Genomic DNA, 21158 nt, shown 5'->3' on the forward strand with positions numbered 1-21158 from the left:
AACATTAGTGCGCAGCGCGCAGGCAAAAGTGCCCTTGATCCAGATCAATAAAAGCGCGCCGCGACAGCGGTAGCATCCGCGCCTTTTGCCGCGACCCGATCATGACCCAGCCAGCCAAACCTGAATTGCTCGCCCCTGCCGGCACCCTGAAGAACATGCGCTACGCCTTCGCCTACGGTGCCGATGCGGTCTACGCCGGCCAGCCGCGCTACAGCCTGCGGGTGCGCAACAACGAGTTCGATCACGCCAACCTTGCGTTGGGCATCAAGGAAGCCCAGGCGCAGGGCAAGCGCTTCTATGTGGTGGTCAACATCGCCCCGCACAACGCCAAGCTCAAGACCTTCCTCAAGGACCTGGCACCGGTGATCGAAATGGCCCCCGATGCGCTGATCATGTCCGATCCCGGGTTGATCATGCTGGTACGCCAGCATTTCCCGCAGATGCCGATTCACCTGTCGGTGCAGGCCAACACGGTGAACTGGGCCAGCGTCGAGTTCTGGCGCAGCCAGGGCCTGAGCCGGGTGATCCTGTCCCGCGAGCTGTCGTTGGAAGAGATCGAGGAGATCCGCCAGCAGGTACCACAGATGGAGCTGGAGGTTTTTGTCCATGGCGCGCTGTGCATGGCTTATTCCGGCCGCTGCCTGCTGTCGGGCTACCTCAACCGCCGCGACGCCAACCAGGGCAGCTGCACCAATGCCTGCCGCTGGAAATACAGCGCCACCCCGGCCACCGAGGACGCCAGCGGCGACATCGTCCGCGAAGTGCAGCCGACGCTGGGCATCGGCGCGCCCACCGACCAGGTGTTCCTGCTGCAAGAGAGCAACCGCCCGGACGAAGACATGCCGGCCTTCGAGGACGAGCATGGCACCTACATCATGAACGCCAAGGACCTGCGCGCCGTGCAGCATGTCGAGCGATTGACGCGCATGGGTGTGCACTCGCTGAAGATCGAAGGACGGACCAAGTCGCACTTCTACTGCGCGCGTACCACCCAGGCCTATCGCCAGGCCATCGATGATGCGGTGGCCGGCCGCGCGTTCGACCGCAGCCTGATGCTCAACCTCGAGTCACTGGCCCAGCGTGGCTATACCGAGGGTTTCCTGCGCCGCCACGTGCACGACGAATACCAGAACTACCAGCGGGGCAACTCCGTCTCGGATCGCCAGCAGTTCGTCGGTGAACTGACCGGTGCACGGGTCGATGGCCTGGCCGAAGTGCGGGTCAAGAACCGTTTTGCCCTGGGCGATCACCTGGAGCTGATGACGCCACGGGGCAACTATCATTTCGACCTGCATCAGCTGCGCGATCGCCAGGGCGCGGCGATCGAAGTGGCGCCGGGAGATGGCCATACGGTCTACCTGCCTATCCCTGAGCAGGTGGACCTTGCGTACGGCTTGTTGTTGCGTGAGTTGGTGCAGTGATCAGGCCCTGCGGTTCAAGGCGCTGTCGCCACCGCCGCCGTATCCACCTCACGAATCACCTGCAGGCGATACTGCGGATCGGCCTTGATCTGCGCCTCGGTGAACGGAATCACATGCCATTGCTTGGCCGAGAAGGCGCGGGTCTGGTCCGCAGCATGGACCGCCCCTGCTTCGCTGGACTGCGAAAACGCCAGCAACCCCAGGGCCTGGGGCCCCTTGTCATCAAACGTCACCAGTTGCAGGTAACTGGTGCCACTGACCACGACACGCTTGCCCCCGGCGGTCGGCACACTCTGGATCGCATTGTAGACACCAAGGGCCGCAGGGCCGCCGTGAATCGGCGTGCCATCGGCGGCCTGCTGGATCTGCCCCCAGCGCACATCGGCACCCAGGCCGGCCTTTTCCACCAGGGCCTTTGATGCCAGCGCCGCGTCCTTGAGCGCTGTCGCCACTTGCGCACGCTCGACCGCAAGACCACGGGGCGTGTGCAGCGGATCCTGCGGATCGAATGCCACGCGCCAGATATCCGGACGCTTGAGCAGGGTTTGCAGGATGTTCTGGAAATGCACCAGACCGATACCGCTGTCCAGGTCCGCGCGCCCGTTCCAGGCTTTCAGGCTGCCGCACAGCGCGCTCAGCCGGGCATCGGACGCCTGCCCACCACACCATTGCAACACATCCGGCATCAGCAGCTCGGCCAGATACACCTGATTGTCCATGACCATCTGCTGCAAATCCGTGCCTGTGAGCTTGCCACCCTGGGTCAGGCGCTGCAGGGCAAAGCGGCTGCGTGGCCCCAGGGGCTGCTCGTCACGGCTGATCAGCGGTGAAAAACCTCGCAGAGGCTGCGCCGGGTTGACCATCCAGGCCGAATCATTGGCGTGCTGGATGAAGTCGCCGCGGCTCAGGCTGGGTTGCAACTGGGCCGGGAAGATGCCGGGCTGGGCTGCCCGAGGGTCGTTTTTCCAGTTGCAGGCACTGCGTGATCCATCGAGCACGATCAATGCCTGCCCGGCGGCCGGATCGCTGCACTGTGCCAGCAGCGCGGCATCCACGTAGGGCACCACCGACTGGTTCAGGTACAAGGTGCTGCCCTTGGCGTCCACCGCCAAGGTGTTGACCCAGGGAATGCCCTGCAACTGCTCCACCGAACCCTGAAGTGCCTTGAGGCTGTCGGCCTGGTTCATGCTGTACCACTGCTGCAATACCCGGGTGTTGTCCAGGTTTGCATCACGCAGGCTGTAGGCGTGCTCTTTGTTCCAGTCCAGCTTTCCTGGCCAGTGCACCACCGGACCGAACACCGAAGCATAAACCTCACGGCTCATCGTCGACTGCTTGCCGTCCTCGCCCTTGACCGTCACCGTCACGCGCTGGCGGGTCATGGGTAGCGACTTGCCATCGAGCAGGTAGCGGGTCGGGTCCTTGGGATCGAGTTCGAGCCGGTACAAGGTGAAATGTCGGGAGGTATCCACCGTATGGGTCCAGGCCAGGTGACGGTTGAAACCGATGTTGATCAGCGGCAGCCCGGGCAGCGCGGCGCCCATGACGTCCAGCTTGCCGGGCACGGTCAGTTGCATCTGATAAAAGCGCATGCCCCCGGACCACGGAAAGTGGGGATTGGCCAGCAACATGCCGCGTCCTGTGGCCGATCGCTCACGGCCGACAGCCACCGCGTTGCTGCCGCGCTCCAGGGCGAAGTTGTCCTGGCGCGCCTGGGCGACGCTCATGTCCAGCGTCAGGCCGGCCACGTCAGTGGGCGGCACGGCACCTGCCAGCGCCTCGGCGAATTGCCCCACGCCGCCTTCGACCAGCAGGCGGCGGGTCAGCTTGACCAGGTCCTGGGGAGTGATGGGCCGCAGCCACCGCGCTTGCAGGCACTCGGCACCCGGTCCCTGGGCCGTGCGCTCGGCCAGCGCGCGGTTGTAGCCCTTGGCGTACCCCTCCAGCAGCGCCCGTACCTGGGCCGGTTGCGCCTGCCAGAAGCCCGCCACCGCGGCGGGCGTATTCAGCCAGCTGAAGAACAGGTCGCTGGCCAGGTTCTTGCGCTGTTCAACGGTCACCTGGTCAGCGCCGAAGTAGCGTGAACGCTCGCCATTGACCGTGACCACCTCATTGGCCAGCAGGCACAGGTTGTCCTGGGCATAGGCGTAACCGATACCGTAACCCAGGCCCTGTTCATCCTTGGCCAGGATATGGGGGACGCCAAAACTGGTGCGACGGATTTCGGCGCTGGCATCACCGGCGACGGCGCGGGCCTGGGAGGGAAGACTGAAACCGCACAGCAGGCCGGCCAGACAGATGCAGGCCAAGGGACGGGGTTTGATCACGGGTACTCCTGCACCAATCAGGGTTGATCCTGATTGAACGAAGTACAGGGGATAAATTTACGGGAAAGGCAGGTTCGAAACGTCTTTACCTGAGTGACCCGAGAAATTTTTTTCGCCAGGCACTGCAGTTTTGCCCTTCTCATTCGTCTTATAGGGTGAAGGCATCAAACATGATGGTAAATGGACTGGCCACGGAAGGGAGCATTCACATGTACAACCAGCAACAGGCGATGATCGCCAGCAGACCCGAGCGAAAACCTCGGCAACCCCTGACGGCAAAAGCCGACAGCGGCGACAACGAGCGCCCGGGCAATGAACATATTCGCGAACTGCTCAGGTGTTTCGGGCTGCGTACCAGCCTGATCCGCCTCAAGGTCATCGATGCCTTGCACGTGGCCGACCGGGAGGGTCGCAGCATCGGTGTGCGCGGGATTCACAGCCAGCTTGAGCAACTGGATATCCCGTTGTCGTTCCTCAGCGTTCGCGAAGTGCTCAAGCGTTTGTGTGCCGAAGGCGTGATCAGCCTGGGCAACGACAAGTGCTACAGCCTCAACCCCGAGGCCCGCAGCATCCTGGCGCAGGCCAGCCCACGCTAAGTGCAAGGCCGGCAGATGCCGGCCGCGCGGTGTGGCTCAGAACTTGACCTTGCGGCGCATGATGCCGTTGATCACCACGACCACGACGGCCACGGCGATGGCGATGTACTGGAACACCTGCTCAGTGATGACGCCCTGTTTCTGCAAGTAGGACAGGCCGAGCATGATCGCCAGCACCGCCAGGGCGATCAGTAGGGAGTATTTCAAGCGTTGACCTTGAGTCATTGGTATTTCCTTGCGACATCGGGATAAAGGTCCGGAACGACCCGGGCGCATCATACAACGCAGCCGGGCGCGAGCGGACAATTTCCTCCTTCTGCACCCACCTTGCAGCTGAAACCATGGCATTCCGGGCTCCCCCTGATGAACGGAAGATCGCCATGCTCATTCGCCGGTTGATAAGCTGCGCTGCCCTGCTGGCTGGCCTCCAAGCCAATGCACTGCCCACCGCCAACTTGACTGCCGAACAACGCCAGACGCTGGGTGCGCTACTGGCCGACCAGGCTGGCGCCAGCCAATGGCAGCAGCTCTGGCAACGCACGCGCCAGGCCGGCCATCTGGGCGCACAGCCCGGCACCGCCTATTTCGACCTCGCCCCCGCCCGACTCCTTGACGCAGTTGCCCTGACCCTGGCAGCGCCCGACCAGACCACGCCCGTCCGGCAGACCCAGGTGATGTACCGTCGCAGTTTTAGCCCCCAGGCGGTGGGCAAGCAGGCAGGCGCTACGCTCAGCGCCCTCTGCATCTGGGTCGACTGGCGCAGTCTGCCTGCCCACGCACTGAACCGGCCCGATGCCTACCTGGGCCAGGTCAGCCTGTTGCTGACGCGTCCCTGCCATTGACGATGGGTTGCCTGACCTTGGCGCCTCCTGATCCTGGCAACAACGGTGATACAAAGGGCCTGGGCAATTCAGCCGCTGCTTTCCCAAGGTCTCGCCCCCACCTGCCTACACACCACAAGGCCGATGCCCACCCTTCCTGCCGCGCTTGCAGCCTGTTGCGACCCGCCCGGATGTTCAACCATGTCGGTGTCAAGCCATCCCCTACAAGGAAGTCACCATGGAAACGCGCGACCTCGATCGAATCGACATCCACCAGTTGCCCCATTCGTTGCAGATGCTGATCGAATGCCTGGGTATCGAAAACGCCTACAACTTGACCTGTGCCTTCGGCGGACGTCCCAAGTACATTCCCAAGCATCGCGAACGTACGGCCCTGGCAGAGGTACTGCCACCGCAAGCCCTCGATGCACTGATCAAGCGGTTTGCCGGCATGGCCCTGGAGATTCCCAAGGCCGATCACTTTTTCCGCCAGTTGCGCAATCAACAGATCCAACAGGAAAGCGCCGAAGGCCTTTCACGCAGCGTGCTGGCCAACAAGTACGGTTTGAGCCTGCGCCAGATCGGCAACATCCGCCGGCTGGAATCGTGCACGCATCCGGGACCCACACCTTGAACCCACCACCCCGGTGCTCAAGGCAATCCCCGCACAATGATGTGCATCCATGACATGGAGTTCCCCTATGGCAACCATCGACAACAGCCTGGTCGGCTCAGTAATGAATGCCCTGCCGCTGGAGCGGATGATCTCCGGCCCCTTGCAGGCGATGATTCAGGCGCAGGTTTTGGCGAGCAAGTCCTACGCCGACTTTCTCATGGGCGTTTGCATCCAGGACGGCAAGGCCGTCGCGATACAGTTTGACTACGACGAAACCATCACGGATGAACAAGGGGTCTACAAAGGGACTGTCGCCAAGAAAATGCAGATCCCGCTGCTGGCCGCCATTACCCACCCCAACATATGCATAGAAGAGGGCAGCATCGACTTTGAACTGACCATCAGCCAGCAAGCCGAGGAAACCCGCGAAACCGCCACATCATCCACGTTTGGCGCCTCACTCGGCTGGGGACCCTTCAGGCTCAACGTCAAGGGTCAGGTCAGCCACAAATCCAGCCAAACCCGCAAGACCGACACCCGGGCACGCTATGCCTTCAACACCAAGGTCCGACGCCAGGAACCGCCCGAGGCGTTGCTGCGTGTGATCGACTTCCTGACAGACGCGGCCACCAAGCCGGTGGTGATGAGCGATACCACAGCGCAGAACATCGATGCACTGCCGGCCTCAGCACTGCCAATGCCCGACCAGGCCAATCGGACCACACAGGTGCAGGGCCCAGTCTGATCCGGCCAGATCGCCGACACACCTGGCCCCTCCCCGGCGAGGGGCCTTCTACCACACATGCCCGGAGTGCGACGCTTGGATGATCTCTCCTCGAAAAACGCCCCCATTACCGCCAGTGATCTTTGTGACATTACCCGCGGCCTGCAGGAAGCCGCCGCAGCCACCAACAACCTGATCGCCCAGCAGTACATCAAACTCTTCGATCAGTTCTTCGACTACGATGTGAACGCGCTGGGCACGCCCATGAAGGCCAAGATGGTTGAAGTGGCGATGGACGGGCAGCACACGATGCAAGTGCCGCTGATCGCCCTGGTTTCACCCCGGGGGTTGGCGCTGGAGCGCATGCAGGTGGATTTGTCAGTGAGAATCCAGAACACCGACACCATACAAGCCACCGAGTGCCCCCAGCACGAACGCTTCTATGTGACCGTTGGCGGTCACACAAAACGCAACGGCGATGCCCGTGACCCCGATGAAGTGCAGATCCGCATGCAGTTCCAGGCGTGCGAGCCCCCTGAGGCCCTGAACCGCCTGATCGAGGAATACACCAACCTGATCAGCCCGCAACGCATGAATCCCCCTGCCCCGACGGATGACAGCAACGAATTCATCGAAGCTGCCACCCCCCGTCGATAGAGGTGATCAGAAATCCCGCTTGTAGAAAATATCCAGCGAGCTTGCCAATCCACTGGCGGCCTCCAGGTAGACCTTCTTGCTCAACTTGTAACGCAAGGCCACCGTGTTGACCGGCTCGAACACCCCCACGCCATAGCGCAGGCTCAACCGCTCGGTCAGATTGCCGCTGGCCACCACACTGGTGGTGGTGCCGCTGCCCTGGGTGTCGAGCTGGAAGTCATCGATGCCCAGGCTCGAAGCAAGACTGCCGGTGATGCCCGCACTGCCGGCCAGGCCCAGGCCCAGGGCAGCTTCGGCCAGCATGTTGTTGTCCTCGCCGGTAGTGCCCAGCGGACGCCCCAGTACCAGATAGGACAGCGCCTGCTCCTGGCTCATGGCCGGCTCCGAAAACACCTGGGTGGTGGGCTGTTCGGCGCTGCCGCTCAGGCGGATGCCGGCAATCACGTCATCGGTCTGACGGATGGCTTCGATATCCAGGTAAGGCTGGTCGATGGGGCCTGCAAACAGCAACCGGGCACGGCGAATGGTCAGGCGCTGGCCGTAGGCACGGTAGCGACCGTCGGCCAGGCTCAACTCACCCCGGGTATCGAGGTTGTCGCCAATGTGCACATGCCCCAGCAGGTTGGCGGTCAGGCCGAAGCCACTGAACGACAGCTTTTCCTGGCCCACCTCGACATCGATATCCATGGCCACCGCCATGGGGGCCTTGCCCTCCTCGGTCTGGTGGCCGACGATCACCGTGTCATCGGAGACCTTGACCGTCGACGGTGGCAGCTCGCGCACGGTGATCTTGCCCTTGGGCAGCAGCACCTTGCCGGTCACGGCCAGTTTGTCGTCGACCAGGCTGATTTTCAGGTTCGGCGCCATTTCCAGGTTCGCATAGGGCTCGACGGTGACCGGCAGGCGCTGGCCCTGCAACTGCAGGTCCATGGCCAGGGCCTGGCCCCAGCCGATCTGGCCGTGCAGGCTGCCCTGCCCGGCCTCGCCGCTTTTCCAGTTGCCGCGCAACTGCACCTGCTCGCCGGCAATCAGCGCCTGCAGGCTCAAGTCCTTCAGGCTGACCGGCAATTCGGCGCCGCTGACCTCTCCCCCTGTCAGGTTCAGGCTGCCATTGACCTGCGGTGCCAACAAGGTGCCGGACAGTTGCCCGCTGCCGTTGAGTTGACCGTTCAGGCGCTCGACCATCGGCGCGAAGGGACGGGCAATGGCCAGGTCCAGGCCGCTGAGGCGGAAATCGCCGGACAACGGCTTGTTGCGTGCCACCGGGTCAAGTCGGGTGACCAGCGCCAGCTCGCCCAGGCGCGTGCCGCGAAAATCCAGGCGGGTATCGATCCGGTTCGGCGCCAGGGTGCTTTCCAGGCGCAGGGTCTGGTAGGGGAAATCCAGCCATTGGTCTTTCTCACGCAAACGCAGCACACCACCGCTGGCATCGACCACCACGGTGCCTTTGGGGCCGCTGGCCGGTACATCGAGGTTGATGTCGGCATTGAGCAATCCTTGCCAGGCAAAATCCTTGGGCAGCCACTGTGCCAGGCTCTGCAGCGGGAACTGCTTGAGGTGATAACGCAGGCGCGGCTCAGGCGCCAGGCGCTGATCCTCGCCGCACAGGCTGGCCTGTCCGGAGCGCCAGCAATGCGCACCGAAGTCCAGCTGCCCGCTGGCCAGGCGCTGCAGACTGGCCGGGGCCTGCAAGCGCCAGTCCTGACCGCCGGCCTGGATCTGGCCGTTGGCCAGGCGGCCACGCCAGTTGCCCTTGTCCAGTTGCCCATCCAGGCCCAGGTCGAGCTTCAACTGCGGCCCGTCCAGTGCCAGGTCCAGTTGCTGCCGACGAATATCGCCCTGTCCTTTGGCAGTGAGTACGCCCAGGCGGGTATCGCCCAGCTCGATACCGCTTGCCTGCAACTCGATCAATGCGCGCTGGGCAGCGTCCAGCCGCGCGTCCAGGGTCAGGCGTTGCAGGTGATTGTCGGCCTGGGCCAGTTGCTGGCCTTGCAGGGTCAGCGTGCCTTGCGGCGCGTTCAGGGTACCGGCCACGTCAAGCTTGCCCTTGAGCTGACCGCGCAGGTGCGGCCACAGCTGGCCGAGCCGTGGCAGGTTGAGGTCCAGCTGACCGGCCAGGCGTTGCTGCAGGCTACCGCTGCCGTTGATACGGTTGTCACCCAGGCGGATATCCAGGGTGCCCAGGGTCCAGTTCTGTCCGGCGCCCTGGGCGACGGCCTTGAGCACGGCGGTCTGGCCGCGCAGGCGACCCTTGAGGTCAAGGTCGGCCTCCAGGCTCAGCTCGCCATTGTTCATCTGCCCCTTGCTGCGCAGCGGGCCGGCCAGGGTGCCCGGCAGTTCGGCCAACCAGTAGGCCGGATTGAGCGCCGACAGTTCCAGCGACGCGTCCCAGGCAATGGCGTCGGCGAACTGCACGCTGACACTGCCGGCGGCCTTGCCCTGGCCGGCGTTGAGGACCAACTGTGGCAAAGCGATCTGTGCAAGGTTGCCGTTGAACGGGCTGGCCAGGCTGAAGGCGCCGGCCGGGCCATCCAGATCACCCTTGAATTCGCCCTGGTAGTTGCCGTCGCGGTAGCTCACCTGGCCGTTGAAACGACGTAGGGTCACTTGTGGCGCCTGCTCCAGCGGGTACAGGCGCAACCAGGGAAAATCCAGCCAGTCGACGGTCGCTTCGGCACCCAGGCCTTGTTGCCAGTCGGCGCTGGCGGTGAGCTTGAGGTGCTGGTCCGCGCCGGCAGTGAGGTCCAGGGCACTCAGTTGGGCGCCCTTGGCATCGACCCGGCCTTGCAGGATCAGCGCCACCGGCGCCTGCTCGGCTGGCAGGCTGGCCGAGCCGGATAATTGATATCCACTTTCCAGGTTGCCCTTGGCACTCAGGTCGAGCGTGTTCAACTGCAAGGTGTCGGGCAAGTCGGCAGCGGGTTTGAACGCATCGGCATGAATCTGCAGCCTGGCCGGCAGGTTGTCGGCCAGGGGCTGCAGTTCGCCGCTGAGCCGGGCATTGAGGTAGCCGCTGCTTTCGGCGGTAAGTTTGAGGTTTTTTTGCAACTCGCCATTGACCTGCAGCGCCAACTGCCACACCTGGCCATCCACCTGGGGCAACTGCAACTGCCCCTGCGCCTGCAGCGGCCAGTCGCCTTCAGGCTTGAGCAGCCCCTGCAAGGACAGACGCAGGTCGTCGCGCTGCACGTGCAGGCTGTCGATCTTCAGCCCGTCGAGCGTCCAGTGGGCCGCCAGCTGCAACTGACTCAACTGCTCGGTACCGTCCAGGCGCAGATGCCCCACACGCACCTCGCCCAACTCGATCGCCAGCGGCAGTTTCAGGGCAGGTAACTGCAACGGCCCGCTATCGGCCGCCGGCGCGGTGGGGGCGAAGGCCAGGTTGACCTGATCGGCCTGGAGGCGCTCGATGCACACCGTCATGCGCAGCAGGCAAGCAGGCGACCAGTCGAATACCGGCGCAACCAGTTCCACCCGATCAGCGCCCTGCTCCCACAACACGCGCCCGGCTTGCCATTCGCCGGCCAGGTGGCCCTGGAAGTCCTCAAGCTGCAAGCCTGGCACCAGCCCCAGCACCCAGCGACTTCCCGCCTGGGTCCCCAGCAGCAGGCCCACGCTGAGCAGCAGCAACAGCACCAGCGTCAGCAGGCCGCAAAGGATGATCTTGAAAACGCGACTCACAGTTCAGGCCCCATGGAAAAGTGCAGACGGAACCCGCCGTCGTCATCCAGCGCATGGGCCAGATCAAGACGCAGCGGCCCCACCGGAGAGACCCAGCGCACGCCGATGCCGACGCCGGTCTTGAGACTTGGAAACTCCAGGTCGTTGAAGGAATTGCCCTGGTCGACGAAGGTCGCCACCCGCCACTTTTCCACGACTTCATACTGGTACTCGACACTGCCGGCCACCAGGTAACGGCCACCGATACGGTCGCCATCGGAGTTTTTCGGCGACAGGCTCTGGTAGTCATAGCCACGTACGCTCTGGTCACCACCGGCGAAAAAGCGCAACGACGGCGGTATCGAGCTCTGGTAGTCATTGGTGGCGCTGCCGCCAACCTGCACACGGCCCAGGAAACGGTGATTGTGTCCCAGTGTGGTCAAGCCCTTGAGCACCACGTTGCCGCGCAGCAGGTTGGTGTCGGACCCCAGCCCCTCCTTCGCCGCCTGCACATCGAACTGCAGGCGATAGCCGTTGTGCGGGTCGATGCGGTTGTCGCTGCGCAGGTAGGAATAGCTCACGCCAGGCATCAACAGATTGCTCAGGCCCGAATCATCACCCAGCTTGTACTCTTCGCGCTGGTACTTGAGCGACAGCACCCGCTGCCAGCCACTGGGCAGTTTGCTGTGCCACTCCGGGCCGACGGTGAGCAGCTTGCTCAAGGTGTCGGTGCCGGCGATCTCTTCGTTCTGGTAGCCCCCGGCAAAGCGCAGCTTGTCGGTCAGCGGCGGGTCGAGGGGGATGTCATACCACAACCCGACGTTCTGCCGGGGCGCCGACAGCTCGGTTTCCCAACCATAGCTGTGGCCCTGGGGGTTGACCCAGTGGCGGGTCCAGTTGGCCTTGCCGCGCGGACCGACGTCGGTGGAGAACCCCAGGCCCAGGCCCATGGTCCGCGGTTTGCGGGTTTGCAGCTGGACGGCCACCGGTATGTTCTGCGCCACGGCCGCAGTGGGCGCTGCATCGACCCGCACGCCTTCGAAATAGCCGCTCGATTGCAGGGCGTTGTTAAGTTCGGCGATCAATTCGGAGTCGTAGGGGGTATCGGGTTTGAACGGCACCATGCGCTGCAGCAGGGTCTCGTCGAACGGCGTGTCGCCGGCAAAGCTGACCTTGCCCAGGCGATAGCGCGGGCCGCTGTCATAGATCAGCTCGATATCGGCCACACCGGCCATGGGGTCGACGGCCAGGCGCTGGCGCACGAAGCGCCCGCTGAAAAAGCCATAGCGCGAGGCCTGGTTCTGGATCAAGCGCTTGGCGTCTTCGTAATGGCCATGGTTGAGCACTTCGCCCGAGCGCAGTGCCTTGCTGTCGGGAATGCGGAAGGCCTTCATCTCGCTGGCCGGGCCATCGATGCGGATGGTGACATCGCGCAGGCGCACAGGCTCGCCGGGGTCGATCTTGAGGACCAGTTGCGGTCCCTTGTCGGCCTTGGTCGCAGGTTTGACCTCGCTGTCGATCTGCGCCTGGTAGTAACCCAGGGCCTGGGCCGCCTTGCGCGCCTGCTCCACGGCGCCACGGCTAAAACGCAGCAGCGCCTCTTCATCGCGTTTACCAAGGCTGCCGATATACCCTTCGACGTTGGCCTTGAGTTCGTTGTTGGCAGGTTTGACGCGTACAACCAGCTCGCTCTGCGCATGGGCGGCAATGCTGGCAATCCATAGAATCAAACCGCAGGTGAATCGTCCTGAATACTTCATAGGCGCGGATGCTACCAGAGCTTGGCGGCAGCATGGAGCCCAAGGCGCTCCCGCCGACTAGGCAGGCACGGCCGATGCACGTTGCGATGACTGGGGGTTGGGATGGAAAAACACGTGTTCGCGGACAGGTCCTACCGCAATTTCGCCAATTTCCTGGTACCCCTGTCGCTGATAGAAGTCCAGGTAGTACGGATTTCCGGTGTCCAGCACCACGCCGTGGGAATGCTCGTCTTCGGCACACCAGTCGTGAACGGCCTGTAGCAATTGCTCACCGTAATGCCGGCCCTGGAACTGCGGGTGAATCCCCAACAGCGGCAGCACATGCACCGCATCACCCGGCAGGCAGGTCATCAGCGCGGCCTGGTAATCCAGGTAACGCCGGGTGCAACGAAAGCCGGTACTGAGCACCATGCGCATGCGCCAGGCCCAACTTTCGGTGATCCCCAGGCGCCGCTGCGGCGGAGCGATCAGGGCGATACCGATCAGACGGTCATCCACCAGCAACCCCAGTGCCGGCAGCTCCTGGAGAAAGTGCTGCTTGACCAGCTCGCGCACCGTGGCGCGGATGCGCTGGTCGTAGCCGGGCCGCTGGGCCTCGAACAGGAAGGAAAACGTCGGTTCATGACGATAGGCGTGGTACAGCAAAGAACGCGCCTCGCGGCTGTAGCCGCCATCAAGCAGGCGGACCTGGGCCGGGGCGGCAGTCGATTCGGGCATGCTGGCGGACCTCCGCAAATGGGCACTCATTGCCTTTGAGGTGTACGTTGCGCCGACGTTCACCCCGAACAACACGTTAGCAGCCGACGGGGTGACGCGCCACGCTGGCCGCAGGCGACGATGTCGGCTAGCATCCTGGGTTTTACCAGGATTGTGTCTGCCATGAAGATCGTCTCGTTCAACATCAACGGCCTGCGCGCCCGGCCCCATCAGTTGGCGGCGTTGATCGAAAAGCACCAACCGGACGTGATCGGCCTGCAGGAAACCAAGGTCAGCGACGATCAGTTCCCGTTGGCCGAGATCCAGGCCCTGGGCTACCACGTGCACTTTCATGGGCAAAAGGGCCACTACGGTGTCGCCCTGCTTTCGCGCCAGGCACCGCTGTCCCTGCACAAAGGGTTTGCCAGTGATGAAGAAGACGCCCAGCGACGCTTCATCTGGGGCACCTTCGCCGACGCCGATGGCACGCCGGTGACCATCATGAACGGCTACTTCCCCCAGGGCGAAAACCGCGACCACCCCACCAAGTTCCCGGCCAAGCAGCGCTTCTACAGTGACCTGCAGGCCCTGCTGGAAAGCCAGTTCAAGAACGACCAGCCGCTGTTGGTGATGGGTGACGTGAACATCTCGCCCCAGGACTGCGACATCGGTATCGGCGCCGACAACGCCAAGCGCTGGCTCAAGACCGGCAAGTGCAGCTTCCTGCCTGAAGAGCGCGAGTGGATGGAGCGCCTGAAGAACTGGGGACTGGTCGACAGCTTCCGTCACCTGTACCCGGAAGTCAGCGACCGCTTCAGCTGGTTCGACTACCGCAGCCGCGGCTTTGAAGACGAACCCAAGCGCGGCCTGCGCATCGACCTGATCCTGGCCTCCCAGGGCTTGCTGCACCGGGTCAAGGCCGCCGGTGTCGACTATGACCTGCGGGCCATGGAAAAACCGTCGGACCACGCACCGATCTGGCTCGAACTGGCGTAACGCCGGCGTCACCGCCGCATGCCGTAGCCGCTGCCGCCAGGCTACGGCTACAGGAACCTCAAGCCAGGGGCGAGCCACTGTCATTTAACGGTCATCCAACCGTCTTATTGTGCCGCACATCCTCCGCCTGACGAGTGCCCGCCGGCATGCTCCGCCACCTCAGCCTGCTCCTGCTTTGCCTGTGCCCCCTGCTTGCCTGGGCAGACACTCCGGCGCAACTGCGCATCCAGGGCTCGAACACCATCGGCGCGGTACTGGCTCCGGCCCTGGTCAAGGGGTTGCTGGAGGCCAGGGGCGCCAGCGAGGTGTCGATCGGGGCCACCGACCGGGCCAATGAGATTCAGGTACGAGCACGGGACGCCGCAGGCCAGCCGCTGCGCATCGACATCGCCGCCCACGGTTCGAGCACCGGCTTTGGCGCACTCAAGGCCGGCCAGGCCGACCTGGCCGCCGCCTCACGGCCGATCAAGGCCAGTGAGCGGGATGATCTGCAGGCACTGGGCGACCTCAACAGTGCCGCCGCCGAACAGGTCATCGGCCTGGATGGCGTCGCCGTCATCGTCCACCCCGACAATCCCCTGCCACACCTGACCACCGAACAACTGGCCCAGGTCTTTGCCGGCCAGATCACCGACTGGCAGGCACTGGGCCTGGACCGCGGGCCGATCCACCTGTACGCCCGTGACGATCGCTCCGGCACCTTCGAAACCTTCAAGGCGCTGGTGCTCGACCCCAAGGACCAGTCCCTGAGCACCTGCGCCCGGCGTTTCGAGTCCAGTGAACAGCTGTCCCGCGCCGTGCAGGACGACCGCCAGGCCATTGGTTTCAGCAGCCTGGCGTCGGTCCATGGGGCCAAGGTGCTGGCCATCGCCGATGGCGCCTCGAAACCGATGCAGCCCAGTGCCGCGCTGGTAGCCAGCGAAGACTACCCCCTGTCGCGGCGTCTGTACTTCTACCTGCCACCGGATCAGGGCAACCCCTGGGCCCGGGCCCTGCTGGAGTTTGCCCAGAGCCCCCAAGGCCAGGCCATCGTCACCGGCAGCGGTTTTGTCGGCCAGCAGGTCCAGGTCCTCAAGGTGACGCCTGCTGACGACATGCCGGCGCGTTACCAGGCACTGGCCCGCAACGCCCAGCGCCTGTCGGTGAACTTCCGTTTCCAGGAAGGCAATGCCAGCCTGGACAACAAGGCACTGCGCGATGTGCAACGGGTGGCCGACTTCCTGCGCCAGCATGGCAAGGTGCAACAACGGGCGGTATTGGTCGGTTTTGGCGATGCCAAGAGCGATCCCGAGCGCGCCGCCCTGCTCTCGCGCCTGCGTGCCATGGCGGTGCGTCGTGAGCTGGCCAGGTCCGGGATCGACCTGCGCGAAGTCATCGGCCTTGGTGATGAACTGCCGGTAGCGACCAACAGCGCCGCAGAGGGCCGGATCCGCAACCGGCGGGTGGAAGTCTGGATCTACTGAAGCGCTGCGCAACCATTTGTTACAGCCTCGTGTGGGCGGCCGTCGTCATCGGGTCTAGGCTTTTATAAGTGACGCCGGGCCCCTCTGACGGCTGCCAAGCCGCCATGTCGGAGTCACTGTTGCTTTCTGGCAACGACGACAATCAAGGAGGGGCGCATGGCGGCTCTACAGGCATTTCTCACCCATGAATTTCTCGGCACCAGCATCTGGTTCTGGCTGGCCTTCATCGCTATTGTCCTGACCCTGCTGGTGCTCGACCTCGGCGTGCTGCACCGCAAGGCCCACACCATCGAGATGCGCGAAAGCCTGCTGTTGTACGGCGGCTATTTCAGCGTCGGCGTGCTGTTCGGGGTCTGGGTGTGGTTCGAGCTGGGCGCGCAAAGTGCCCTGGAGTTCTACACCGGGTTTCTGGTCGAGCAGTCGTTGTCCATGGACAACGTCTTCGTCATGGCGATGATCTTCAGCTACTTCGCCATCCCTCGCCTCTATCAGCACCGGGTACTGTTCTGGGGCATCCTCGGGGTGGTGGTGCTGCGCGCGATCATGATTGGCGTCGGCAGCGCGCTGGTCCGCGAGTTCGCCTGGATCCTCTACCTGTTTGGCGCCTTCCTGCTGTTCACCGGGGTGAAGATGCTGTTTACCCGCGAACAAGCCCACCCGGACCTTGCCAACAACCCGGTACTGCGCTTCGTACGCAGCCACCTGCGGGTCAGCGAGCAAATCCACGGCCCGCACTTTTTCGTGCGACTCAAACCGGCCGGCCAGCACAAGGCCATGCTGTACGCCACGCCGCTGTTCCTGGCGCTGGTGTTGATCGAGCTGGCCGACCTGGTGTTCGCCGTCGACAGCGTGCCGGCCATCTTCGCCATTACCCAGGACCCCTTCATTGTCTACACCTCGAACATCTTCGCGATCCTTGGCCTGCGGGCGCTGTATTTCGCCCTCGCGGCGCTGATGCACCGCTTCGTCTACCTCAAGTACGCACTGGCCCTGGTGCTGATATTCATCGGCACCAAGATTTTCTATCACGGCCTGGTCGGCGCGGTTCCGGCGCTGCTGTCCCTGGGCGTGACCCTGGGGCTGTTGAGCGGTGGCGTGGTGCTGTCGCTGCTGCGCACCCGCGAGCGCCCGCAGCAGGCGGCCAGCTCCAACAGCCATAAGTGAATCAGGCCCGCACGGGCGGGCCTGAGGGTGCTGCGGTGTGGATCAATGCTCGCTGCGCAGCATGTCCCGGGGCACGTACTTGCCGATTTCGTACTTGCCGATCGCCGCCCGGTGCACTTCGTCCGGGCCGTCGGCCAGGCGCAGGGTGCGCTGCATGGCATACATGTAGGCCAGCGGGAAGTCGCCGCTGACCCCGGCCCCACCGTGGATCTGGATGGCCCGGTCGATCACCTTCAGCGCCACGTTCGGCGCCACCACCTTGATCTGGGCGATTTCGCTGCGCGCTACCTTGTTGCCCACGGTATCCATCATGTAGGCAGCCTTGAGTGTCAGCAGGCGGGCCATGTCGATTTCCATGCGCGAGTCGGCAATCTTGTCGACGTTACCGCCCAGCCGCGCCAGTGGCCGGCCAAAGGCGGTACGTTCCACCGAACGCTTGCACATCAGTTCCAGGGCCCGCTCGGCCATGCCGATCGAGCGCATGCAGTGATGGATACGGCCAGGGCCAAGACGCCCCTGGGCAATCTCGAAGCCTCGACCCTCGCCCAGCAGCACGTTCTCGTAAGGCACGCGCACGTTCTCGAACAGCACTTCGGCGTGACCATGGGGAGCGTCGTCGTAGCCGAACACCGGCAGCGGGCGGACGATCTTCACCCCGGGGGTGTCGGTGGGTACCAGGATCATCGAGTGCTGCTGGTGACGCGGCCCGTCCGGATTGCTCAGGCCCATGAAGATCATGATCTTGCAACGTGGGTCGCAGGCACCGGACGTCCACCACTTGCGACCGTTGATGACCCACTCATCGCCATCACGCACGGCACGGGCCGCCATATTGGTGGCATCGGAGGACGCCACGTCCGGTTCGGTCATGGCAAAGGCCGAACGGATGTCGCCGCGCAGCAGCGGTTCCAGCCACTGGCGCTTCTGCGCCTCGCTGCCATAGCGCACCAGCACTTCCATGTTGCCGGTGTCCGGCGCCGAGCAGTTGAACGGCTCGGGGCCGAGCAAGGAGCGGCCCATGATTTCTGCCAGCGGCGCATATTCCAGGTTGGTCAGCCCCGCACCCAGCTCCGACTCCGGCAGGAACAGGTTCCACAGCCCTTCGGCCTTGGCCCGGGCCTTGAGCTCTTCCATGATCGCCGTCGGCTGCCAGCGGTCACCCTCGGCGACCTGACGCTCGAACACGGCCTCAGCGGGATAGACATAAGCGTCCATGAACGCCGTGACACGTTCGCGCAACGCCTGGACCTTGGGTGAATAGGCGAAATCCATGGGCAGTACCTTCAGTGGAAAGAGGATCTGATGAAGAGCCTAGATCAGCCGGTAAAATCCACCTAGTCTATTCTCGGCGTGTATAAACATTCATAACCAATATATGATCCACCTATAACTCCAACAAGAGCAGCGCCCATGAACCTGAGCAAGGTCGACCTGAATCTGTTCATCGTCTTCGATGCTATCTACACCGAAGCCAACCTGACCCGGGCCGGGCAGATCGTCGGCATTACCCAGCCTGCGGTGTCCAACGCCCTGGCGCGGCTGCGGGAAACCTTCAACGACCCGCTGTTCGTGCGCACGGCCCAGGGCATGGTGCCCACGCCCATGGCGCAAAACATCATCGGTCCGGTGCGCAATGCCCTGTCGCTGCTGCGCGTGTCGGTGCAGGAAAGCCGCATCTTCAACCCCTTGCAGGCGAACAAGACCTTCCGCATCAGCATGACCGACCTGACCGAGGCGGTGATCCTGCCGCCGCTGTTCCAGCGCCTGCGGCGCCTGGCGCCGGCGGTGGTCATCGAAAGCTTCCTGTGCAAGCGCCGAGAGACCACCAAGGAACTGGCCGCCGGGCGCCTGGACTTCGCCGTCGATGCGCCGCTGAACACCGACCCGCAGATGCGCCATGTCAAACTGATGCAGGACCAGTATGTCTGCGCCATGCGCCAGGGCCACCCGATGGCCAAGGACACGCTCAGCCTGGACGACTACCTGGGCCTGACCCACATCCATATCTCCAGCCGGCGCAACGGCCTGGGCTATGTCGACCTGGCGCTGGGCAAGATGGGCGTGCAACGCAAAATCGCCTTGCGCTCGCAGCACTACCTGATGGCCACGCAAGTGCTACAGCAGACCGACATGGTGATGACCGTGCCGGAGCGCTTCGCCCGCCGCCATCAACTGAATTACCTGAGCCTGCCGGTCAACCACGTGCCGCCACTGGAAACCCATCTGTACTGGCACGAAAGCACCGACCAGGACCCCGCCAACCGCTGGATGCGCGAGCAGATCATCGAGTTGTGCCAGGCGGTGGTGGCGCAGGATGAGCGGGCAGCATAAGCCCTATCGCGGGGCAAGCCCGCTCCTACAATTCCCGTAGGAGCGGGCTTGCCCCGCGATCAGGTCCGCAAGACTTGCTTGACGTATACGTCAACCTGCAATTAGGTTAGCTCATGCCCCTTTTCCGAGCCTGACCATGAGCAGCCAGACCTACAGCATTTCCGACCTGTCCCGCGAACTGGACATCACCACCCGGGCCATCCGCTTCTATGAAGAGCAAGGCCTGCTAAGCCCCGAGCGCCGGGGCCTGGAGCGTGTCTATTCGGCCCGCGACAAGGTCAGCCTGAAGCTGATCCTGCGCGGCAAGCGCATCGGTTTTTCCCTGGCCGAATGCCGCGAACTGATCGAACTCTACGACCCTTCCAGTGGCAACCTCAAGCAGTTGCACAGCATGCTGGCCAAGATTGCCGAACGCCGCGCCCAACTCGAACAGCAACTGCTCGATATCCAGCAGATGCAGCTGGAACTCGACACCGCCGAAGAGCGCTGCGAACAAGCGCTGGCCGCCACCTTGAACAATCAGAAAAAAACAGCCATTGAGCCCTGAGGAACCGCGCCATGTCATTGCCTGAAAAAGTCCGTCTGGTCGAAGTCGGCCCGCGCGACGGCCTGCAGAACGAAGCCCAGCCTATCAGCGTGGCGGACAAGGTCCGACTGGTCGATGACCTGACGGCAGCGGGCCTGTCCTATATAGAAGTGGGCAGTTTCGTTTCGCCCAAGTGGGTACCGCAGATGGCCGGCTCGGCTGAGGTCTTCGCCGGTATCAGGCAGCAGGCTGGCGTCACCTACGCCGCCCTGGCACCGAACCTGCGCGGCTTTGAAGACGCCCTGGCGGCCGGGGTCAAGGAGGTTGCGGTTTTCGCTGCGGCCTCAGAAGCCTTCTCCCAGCGCAACATCAACTGCTCGATCAGTGAAAGCCTGCAACGCTTCGTGCCGATCATGGAGGCCGCCCGCGCCGAAGGCGTGCGCGTGCGCGGTTACGTGTCTTGCGTGCTGGGTTGTCCCTATGAAGGCGCCGTAAGCGCCGAGCAGGTCGCGCCGGTTGCGCGCGAGCTGTACAACATGGGCTGTTATGAAGTGTCCCTGGGCGACACCATCGGCACCGGCACCCCTGGTGCCACCCGCCGCCTGTTCGAAGTGGTTGGCAAGCATGTGCCGCGCAACCAGCTGGCCGGCCACTTCCATGACACCTACGGCCAGGCCCTGGCCAATATCTATGCCAGCCTGCTCGAAGGCATCAATGTGTTCGACAGCTCTGTCGCAGGCCTCGGCGGCTGCCCTTATGCCAAGGGCGCCAGCGGCAACGTCGCCAGCGAAGACGTGCTGTACATGCTCCAGGGCCTGGGTATCGACACCGGTATCGACCTGGACCGCCTGATCGAGGCAGGCCTGCGTATCAGCCAGGTGCTCAACCGTGCCAGTGGTTCGCGGGTCGCGCGGGCACGTAACGCGCAATGACCCCGTGCGGTAACAGCCAGGCAACGACCTGGGTGTTACCGCCCCCGCACGTTGCGGGAAAAAACCGGGTAACACGGAAACAAATCGACAAATTCTCCCGCCCCCCTTTCTCGCCGAAAATGATAAGTCGTTGATTTTATTGAGATTTAAAAAGTTGGCACGGCACCTGCTATATCTTTGGTACAAGAACAATAAAAACAACGACACACCCAATAAAAATAAGACGTAACGACTCTGACATAACAAAAACAACACGGCAGAGACGCAGCTAACAGATTTTTTTGGAGAGGATGTACGTTCCAGGGGCGTGCCCCGCAACCTGACACAGAACAATAAAACTACCCCAAGGTAGCGCCTGTCACGGTTGGATCAGTAATGATGAATGTCTATCCGCGCTCAAAAAAATACGTTTGCTCTTGATCCCGAATGGGGATCGCCAGTGACACAGAGGCAACGGTCGCCAAAAAC

General features: G+C 63.3%; 18 protein-coding genes. 12 read left to right on the top strand and 6 right to left on the bottom strand.

All coding sequences use genetic code 11. The features are described 5' to 3' along the window. Nucleotides 1–101: 101 nt before the first annotated feature. Entirely contained in the window at nucleotides 102–1421 is a 1320-nt protein-coding gene (gene yegQ, locus ACIQUS_RS22095; RefSeq protein ID WP_403051448.1) for a tRNA 5-hydroxyuridine modification protein YegQ, read from the top strand. Between the two features lie 14 nt (nucleotides 1422–1435). On the opposite strand, the gene ACIQUS_RS22100 is transcribed toward yegQ, so the two are convergent. Continuing rightward, entirely contained in the window at nucleotides 1436–3748 is a 2313-nt protein-coding gene (locus ACIQUS_RS22100; RefSeq protein WP_403051451.1) for an acylase, read from the bottom strand. Between the two features lie 209 nt (nucleotides 3749–3957). Here ACIQUS_RS22100 and ACIQUS_RS22105 point away from each other — a divergent pair, with 209 nt between their 5' ends. Next, complete coding sequence (locus tag ACIQUS_RS22105) at nucleotides 3958–4344, top strand: fe2+ zn2+ uptake regulation protein (protein WP_403051453.1); 387 nt, start codon at nucleotides 3958–3960, stop codon at nucleotides 4342–4344. A gap of 36 nt (nucleotides 4345–4380) precedes the next feature. Here ACIQUS_RS22105 and ACIQUS_RS22110 read toward each other — a convergent pair whose 3' ends face one another. Continuing rightward, on the bottom strand, nucleotides 4381–4569 hold the full coding sequence (locus ACIQUS_RS22110; protein WP_403051456.1) for a hypothetical protein: 189 nt from the start codon (nucleotides 4567–4569) through the stop codon (nucleotides 4381–4383). Nucleotides 4570–4724: 155 nt separating this feature from the next. Between ACIQUS_RS22110 and ACIQUS_RS22115 the strand changes: the two genes are divergently transcribed. From ACIQUS_RS22115 to ACIQUS_RS22130, 4 genes are all read left to right on the top strand, one after another. Next, nucleotides 4725–5186 carry a hypothetical protein gene (locus ACIQUS_RS22115; RefSeq protein WP_403051458.1) on the top strand — a complete coding sequence of 154 codons (462 nt, stop codon included), beginning with the start codon at nucleotides 4725–4727 and terminating at the stop codon, nucleotides 5184–5186. A 217-nt stretch (nucleotides 5187–5403) separates the two neighbouring features. Continuing rightward, the gene (locus tag ACIQUS_RS22120) at nucleotides 5404–5799 is read left to right on the top strand and encodes a Mor transcription activator family protein (protein ID WP_403051461.1); all 396 of its coding nucleotides are present in this window, start codon (nucleotides 5404–5406) and stop codon (nucleotides 5797–5799) included. 67 nt (nucleotides 5800–5866) lie between these two features. Beyond that, a complete protein-coding gene (locus ACIQUS_RS22125) occupies nucleotides 5867–6526 on the top strand; it encodes a DUF2589 domain-containing protein (protein WP_403051463.1) in 660 nt (219 codons plus the stop codon). A gap of 105 nt (nucleotides 6527–6631) precedes the next feature. Then, a complete protein-coding gene (locus ACIQUS_RS22130) occupies nucleotides 6632–7162 on the top strand; it encodes a DUF2589 domain-containing protein (RefSeq protein WP_403051599.1) in 531 nt (176 codons plus the stop codon). 6 nt (nucleotides 7163–7168) lie between these two features. On the opposite strand, the gene ACIQUS_RS22135 is transcribed toward ACIQUS_RS22130, so the two are convergent. From ACIQUS_RS22135 to ACIQUS_RS22145, 3 genes are read right to left on the bottom strand one after another with little or no spacing between them, the layout of a single operon-like run. After that, nucleotides 7169–10843, bottom strand: a complete 3675-nt coding sequence (locus tag ACIQUS_RS22135; protein WP_403051466.1) for a translocation/assembly module TamB domain-containing protein — start codon at nucleotides 10841–10843, stop codon at nucleotides 7169–7171. Next, entirely contained in the window at nucleotides 10840–12582 is a 1743-nt protein-coding gene (locus tag ACIQUS_RS22140; protein ID WP_403051469.1) for an autotransporter assembly complex family protein, read from the bottom strand. Before ACIQUS_RS22140 ends, ACIQUS_RS22135 begins: the two co-directional genes overlap by 4 nt. A 57-nt stretch (nucleotides 12583–12639) precedes the next feature. Continuing rightward, entirely contained in the window at nucleotides 12640–13299 is a 660-nt protein-coding gene (locus ACIQUS_RS22145) for a GNAT family N-acetyltransferase (RefSeq protein WP_403051472.1), read from the bottom strand. 162 nt (nucleotides 13300–13461) lie between these two features. Here ACIQUS_RS22145 and xthA point away from each other — a divergent pair, with 162 nt between their 5' ends. From xthA to ACIQUS_RS22160, 3 genes are all read left to right on the top strand, one after another. Continuing rightward, complete coding sequence (xthA, locus tag ACIQUS_RS22150) at nucleotides 13462–14274, top strand: exodeoxyribonuclease III (protein WP_403051475.1); 813 nt, start codon at nucleotides 13462–13464, stop codon at nucleotides 14272–14274. Between the two features lie 146 nt (nucleotides 14275–14420). Next, nucleotides 14421–15737 (top strand): substrate-binding domain-containing protein, encoded by a 1317-nt coding sequence (locus ACIQUS_RS22155; protein ID WP_403051478.1) that lies wholly within the window; start codon nucleotides 14421–14423, stop codon nucleotides 15735–15737. Nucleotides 15738–15893: 156 nt separating this feature from the next. Further along, nucleotides 15894–16901: a TerC family protein gene (locus ACIQUS_RS22160; RefSeq protein WP_403051481.1), complete on the top strand. Its 1008-nt coding sequence runs from the start codon at nucleotides 15894–15896 to the stop codon at nucleotides 16899–16901. A gap of 42 nt (nucleotides 16902–16943) precedes the next feature. Here the strand turns inward: ACIQUS_RS22160 and ACIQUS_RS22165 are convergent, their stop codons facing one another. Next, on the bottom strand, nucleotides 16944–18173 hold the full coding sequence (locus ACIQUS_RS22165; protein WP_403051484.1) for an acyl-CoA dehydrogenase: 1230 nt from the start codon (nucleotides 18171–18173) through the stop codon (nucleotides 16944–16946). 138 nt (nucleotides 18174–18311) lie between these two features. Here ACIQUS_RS22165 and ACIQUS_RS22170 point away from each other — a divergent pair, with 138 nt between their 5' ends. The 3 genes from ACIQUS_RS22170 to ACIQUS_RS22180 all read left to right on the top strand — a co-directional run bounded on the left by ACIQUS_RS22170 (nucleotide 18312) and on the right by ACIQUS_RS22180 (nucleotide 20690). Then, complete coding sequence (locus tag ACIQUS_RS22170) at nucleotides 18312–19232, top strand: LysR family transcriptional regulator (protein ID WP_403051487.1); 921 nt, start codon at nucleotides 18312–18314, stop codon at nucleotides 19230–19232. A gap of 136 nt (nucleotides 19233–19368) precedes the next feature. Continuing rightward, on the top strand, nucleotides 19369–19779 hold the full coding sequence (locus tag ACIQUS_RS22175) for a MerR family DNA-binding transcriptional regulator (protein WP_403051490.1): 411 nt from the start codon (nucleotides 19369–19371) through the stop codon (nucleotides 19777–19779). An 11-nt stretch (nucleotides 19780–19790) separates the two neighbouring features. Continuing rightward, nucleotides 19791–20690 (top strand): hydroxymethylglutaryl-CoA lyase, encoded by a 900-nt coding sequence (locus ACIQUS_RS22180; protein WP_403051493.1) that lies wholly within the window; start codon nucleotides 19791–19793, stop codon nucleotides 20688–20690. Nucleotides 20691–21158: the final 468 nt, after the last annotated feature.

Origin of the sequence: Pseudomonas sp. NPDC090755, from assembly GCF_044769005.1 — a bacterium.
In the GTDB taxonomy this organism is placed as follows: Bacteria; Pseudomonadota; Gammaproteobacteria; order Pseudomonadales; family Pseudomonadaceae; genus Aquipseudomonas.

Excerpts from the sequence above, each read along its gene's own strand:
- ACIQUS_RS22155 (WP_403051478.1), top strand. The coding sequence starts at position 14,421 with ATGCTCCGCCACCTCAGCCTGCTCCTGCTTTGCCTGTGCCCCCTGCTT.
- ACIQUS_RS22175 (WP_403051490.1), top strand. The coding sequence starts at position 19,369 with ATGAGCAGCCAGACCTACAGCATTTCCGACCTGTCCCGCGAACTGGAC.
- xthA (WP_403051475.1), top strand. The coding sequence starts at position 13,462 with ATGAAGATCGTCTCGTTCAACATCAACGGCCTGCGCGCCCGGCCCCAT.
- ACIQUS_RS22115 (WP_403051458.1), top strand. The coding sequence starts at position 4,725 with ATGCTCATTCGCCGGTTGATAAGCTGCGCTGCCCTGCTGGCTGGCCTC.
- yegQ (WP_403051448.1), top strand. The coding sequence starts at position 102 with ATGACCCAGCCAGCCAAACCTGAATTGCTCGCCCCTGCCGGCACCCTG.
- ACIQUS_RS22120 (WP_403051461.1), top strand. The coding sequence starts at position 5,404 with ATGGAAACGCGCGACCTCGATCGAATCGACATCCACCAGTTGCCCCAT.
- ACIQUS_RS22170 (WP_403051487.1), top strand. The coding sequence starts at position 18,312 with ATGAACCTGAGCAAGGTCGACCTGAATCTGTTCATCGTCTTCGATGCT.
- ACIQUS_RS22180 (WP_403051493.1), top strand. The coding sequence starts at position 19,791 with ATGTCATTGCCTGAAAAAGTCCGTCTGGTCGAAGTCGGCCCGCGCGAC.
- ACIQUS_RS22145 (WP_403051472.1), bottom strand. The coding sequence starts at position 13,299 with ATGCCCGAATCGACTGCCGCCCCGGCCCAGGTCCGCCTGCTTGATGGC.
- ACIQUS_RS22160 (WP_403051481.1), top strand. The coding sequence starts at position 15,894 with ATGGCGGCTCTACAGGCATTTCTCACCCATGAATTTCTCGGCACCAGC.
- ACIQUS_RS22125 (WP_403051463.1), top strand. The coding sequence starts at position 5,867 with ATGGCAACCATCGACAACAGCCTGGTCGGCTCAGTAATGAATGCCCTG.
- ACIQUS_RS22165 (WP_403051484.1), bottom strand. The coding sequence starts at position 18,173 with ATGGATTTCGCCTATTCACCCAAGGTCCAGGCGTTGCGCGAACGTGTC.
- ACIQUS_RS22110 (WP_403051456.1), bottom strand. The coding sequence starts at position 4,569 with ATGACTCAAGGTCAACGCTTGAAATACTCCCTACTGATCGCCCTGGCG.
- ACIQUS_RS22140 (WP_403051469.1), bottom strand. The coding sequence starts at position 12,582 with ATGAAGTATTCAGGACGATTCACCTGCGGTTTGATTCTATGGATTGCC.
- ACIQUS_RS22105 (WP_403051453.1), top strand. The coding sequence starts at position 3,958 with ATGTACAACCAGCAACAGGCGATGATCGCCAGCAGACCCGAGCGAAAA.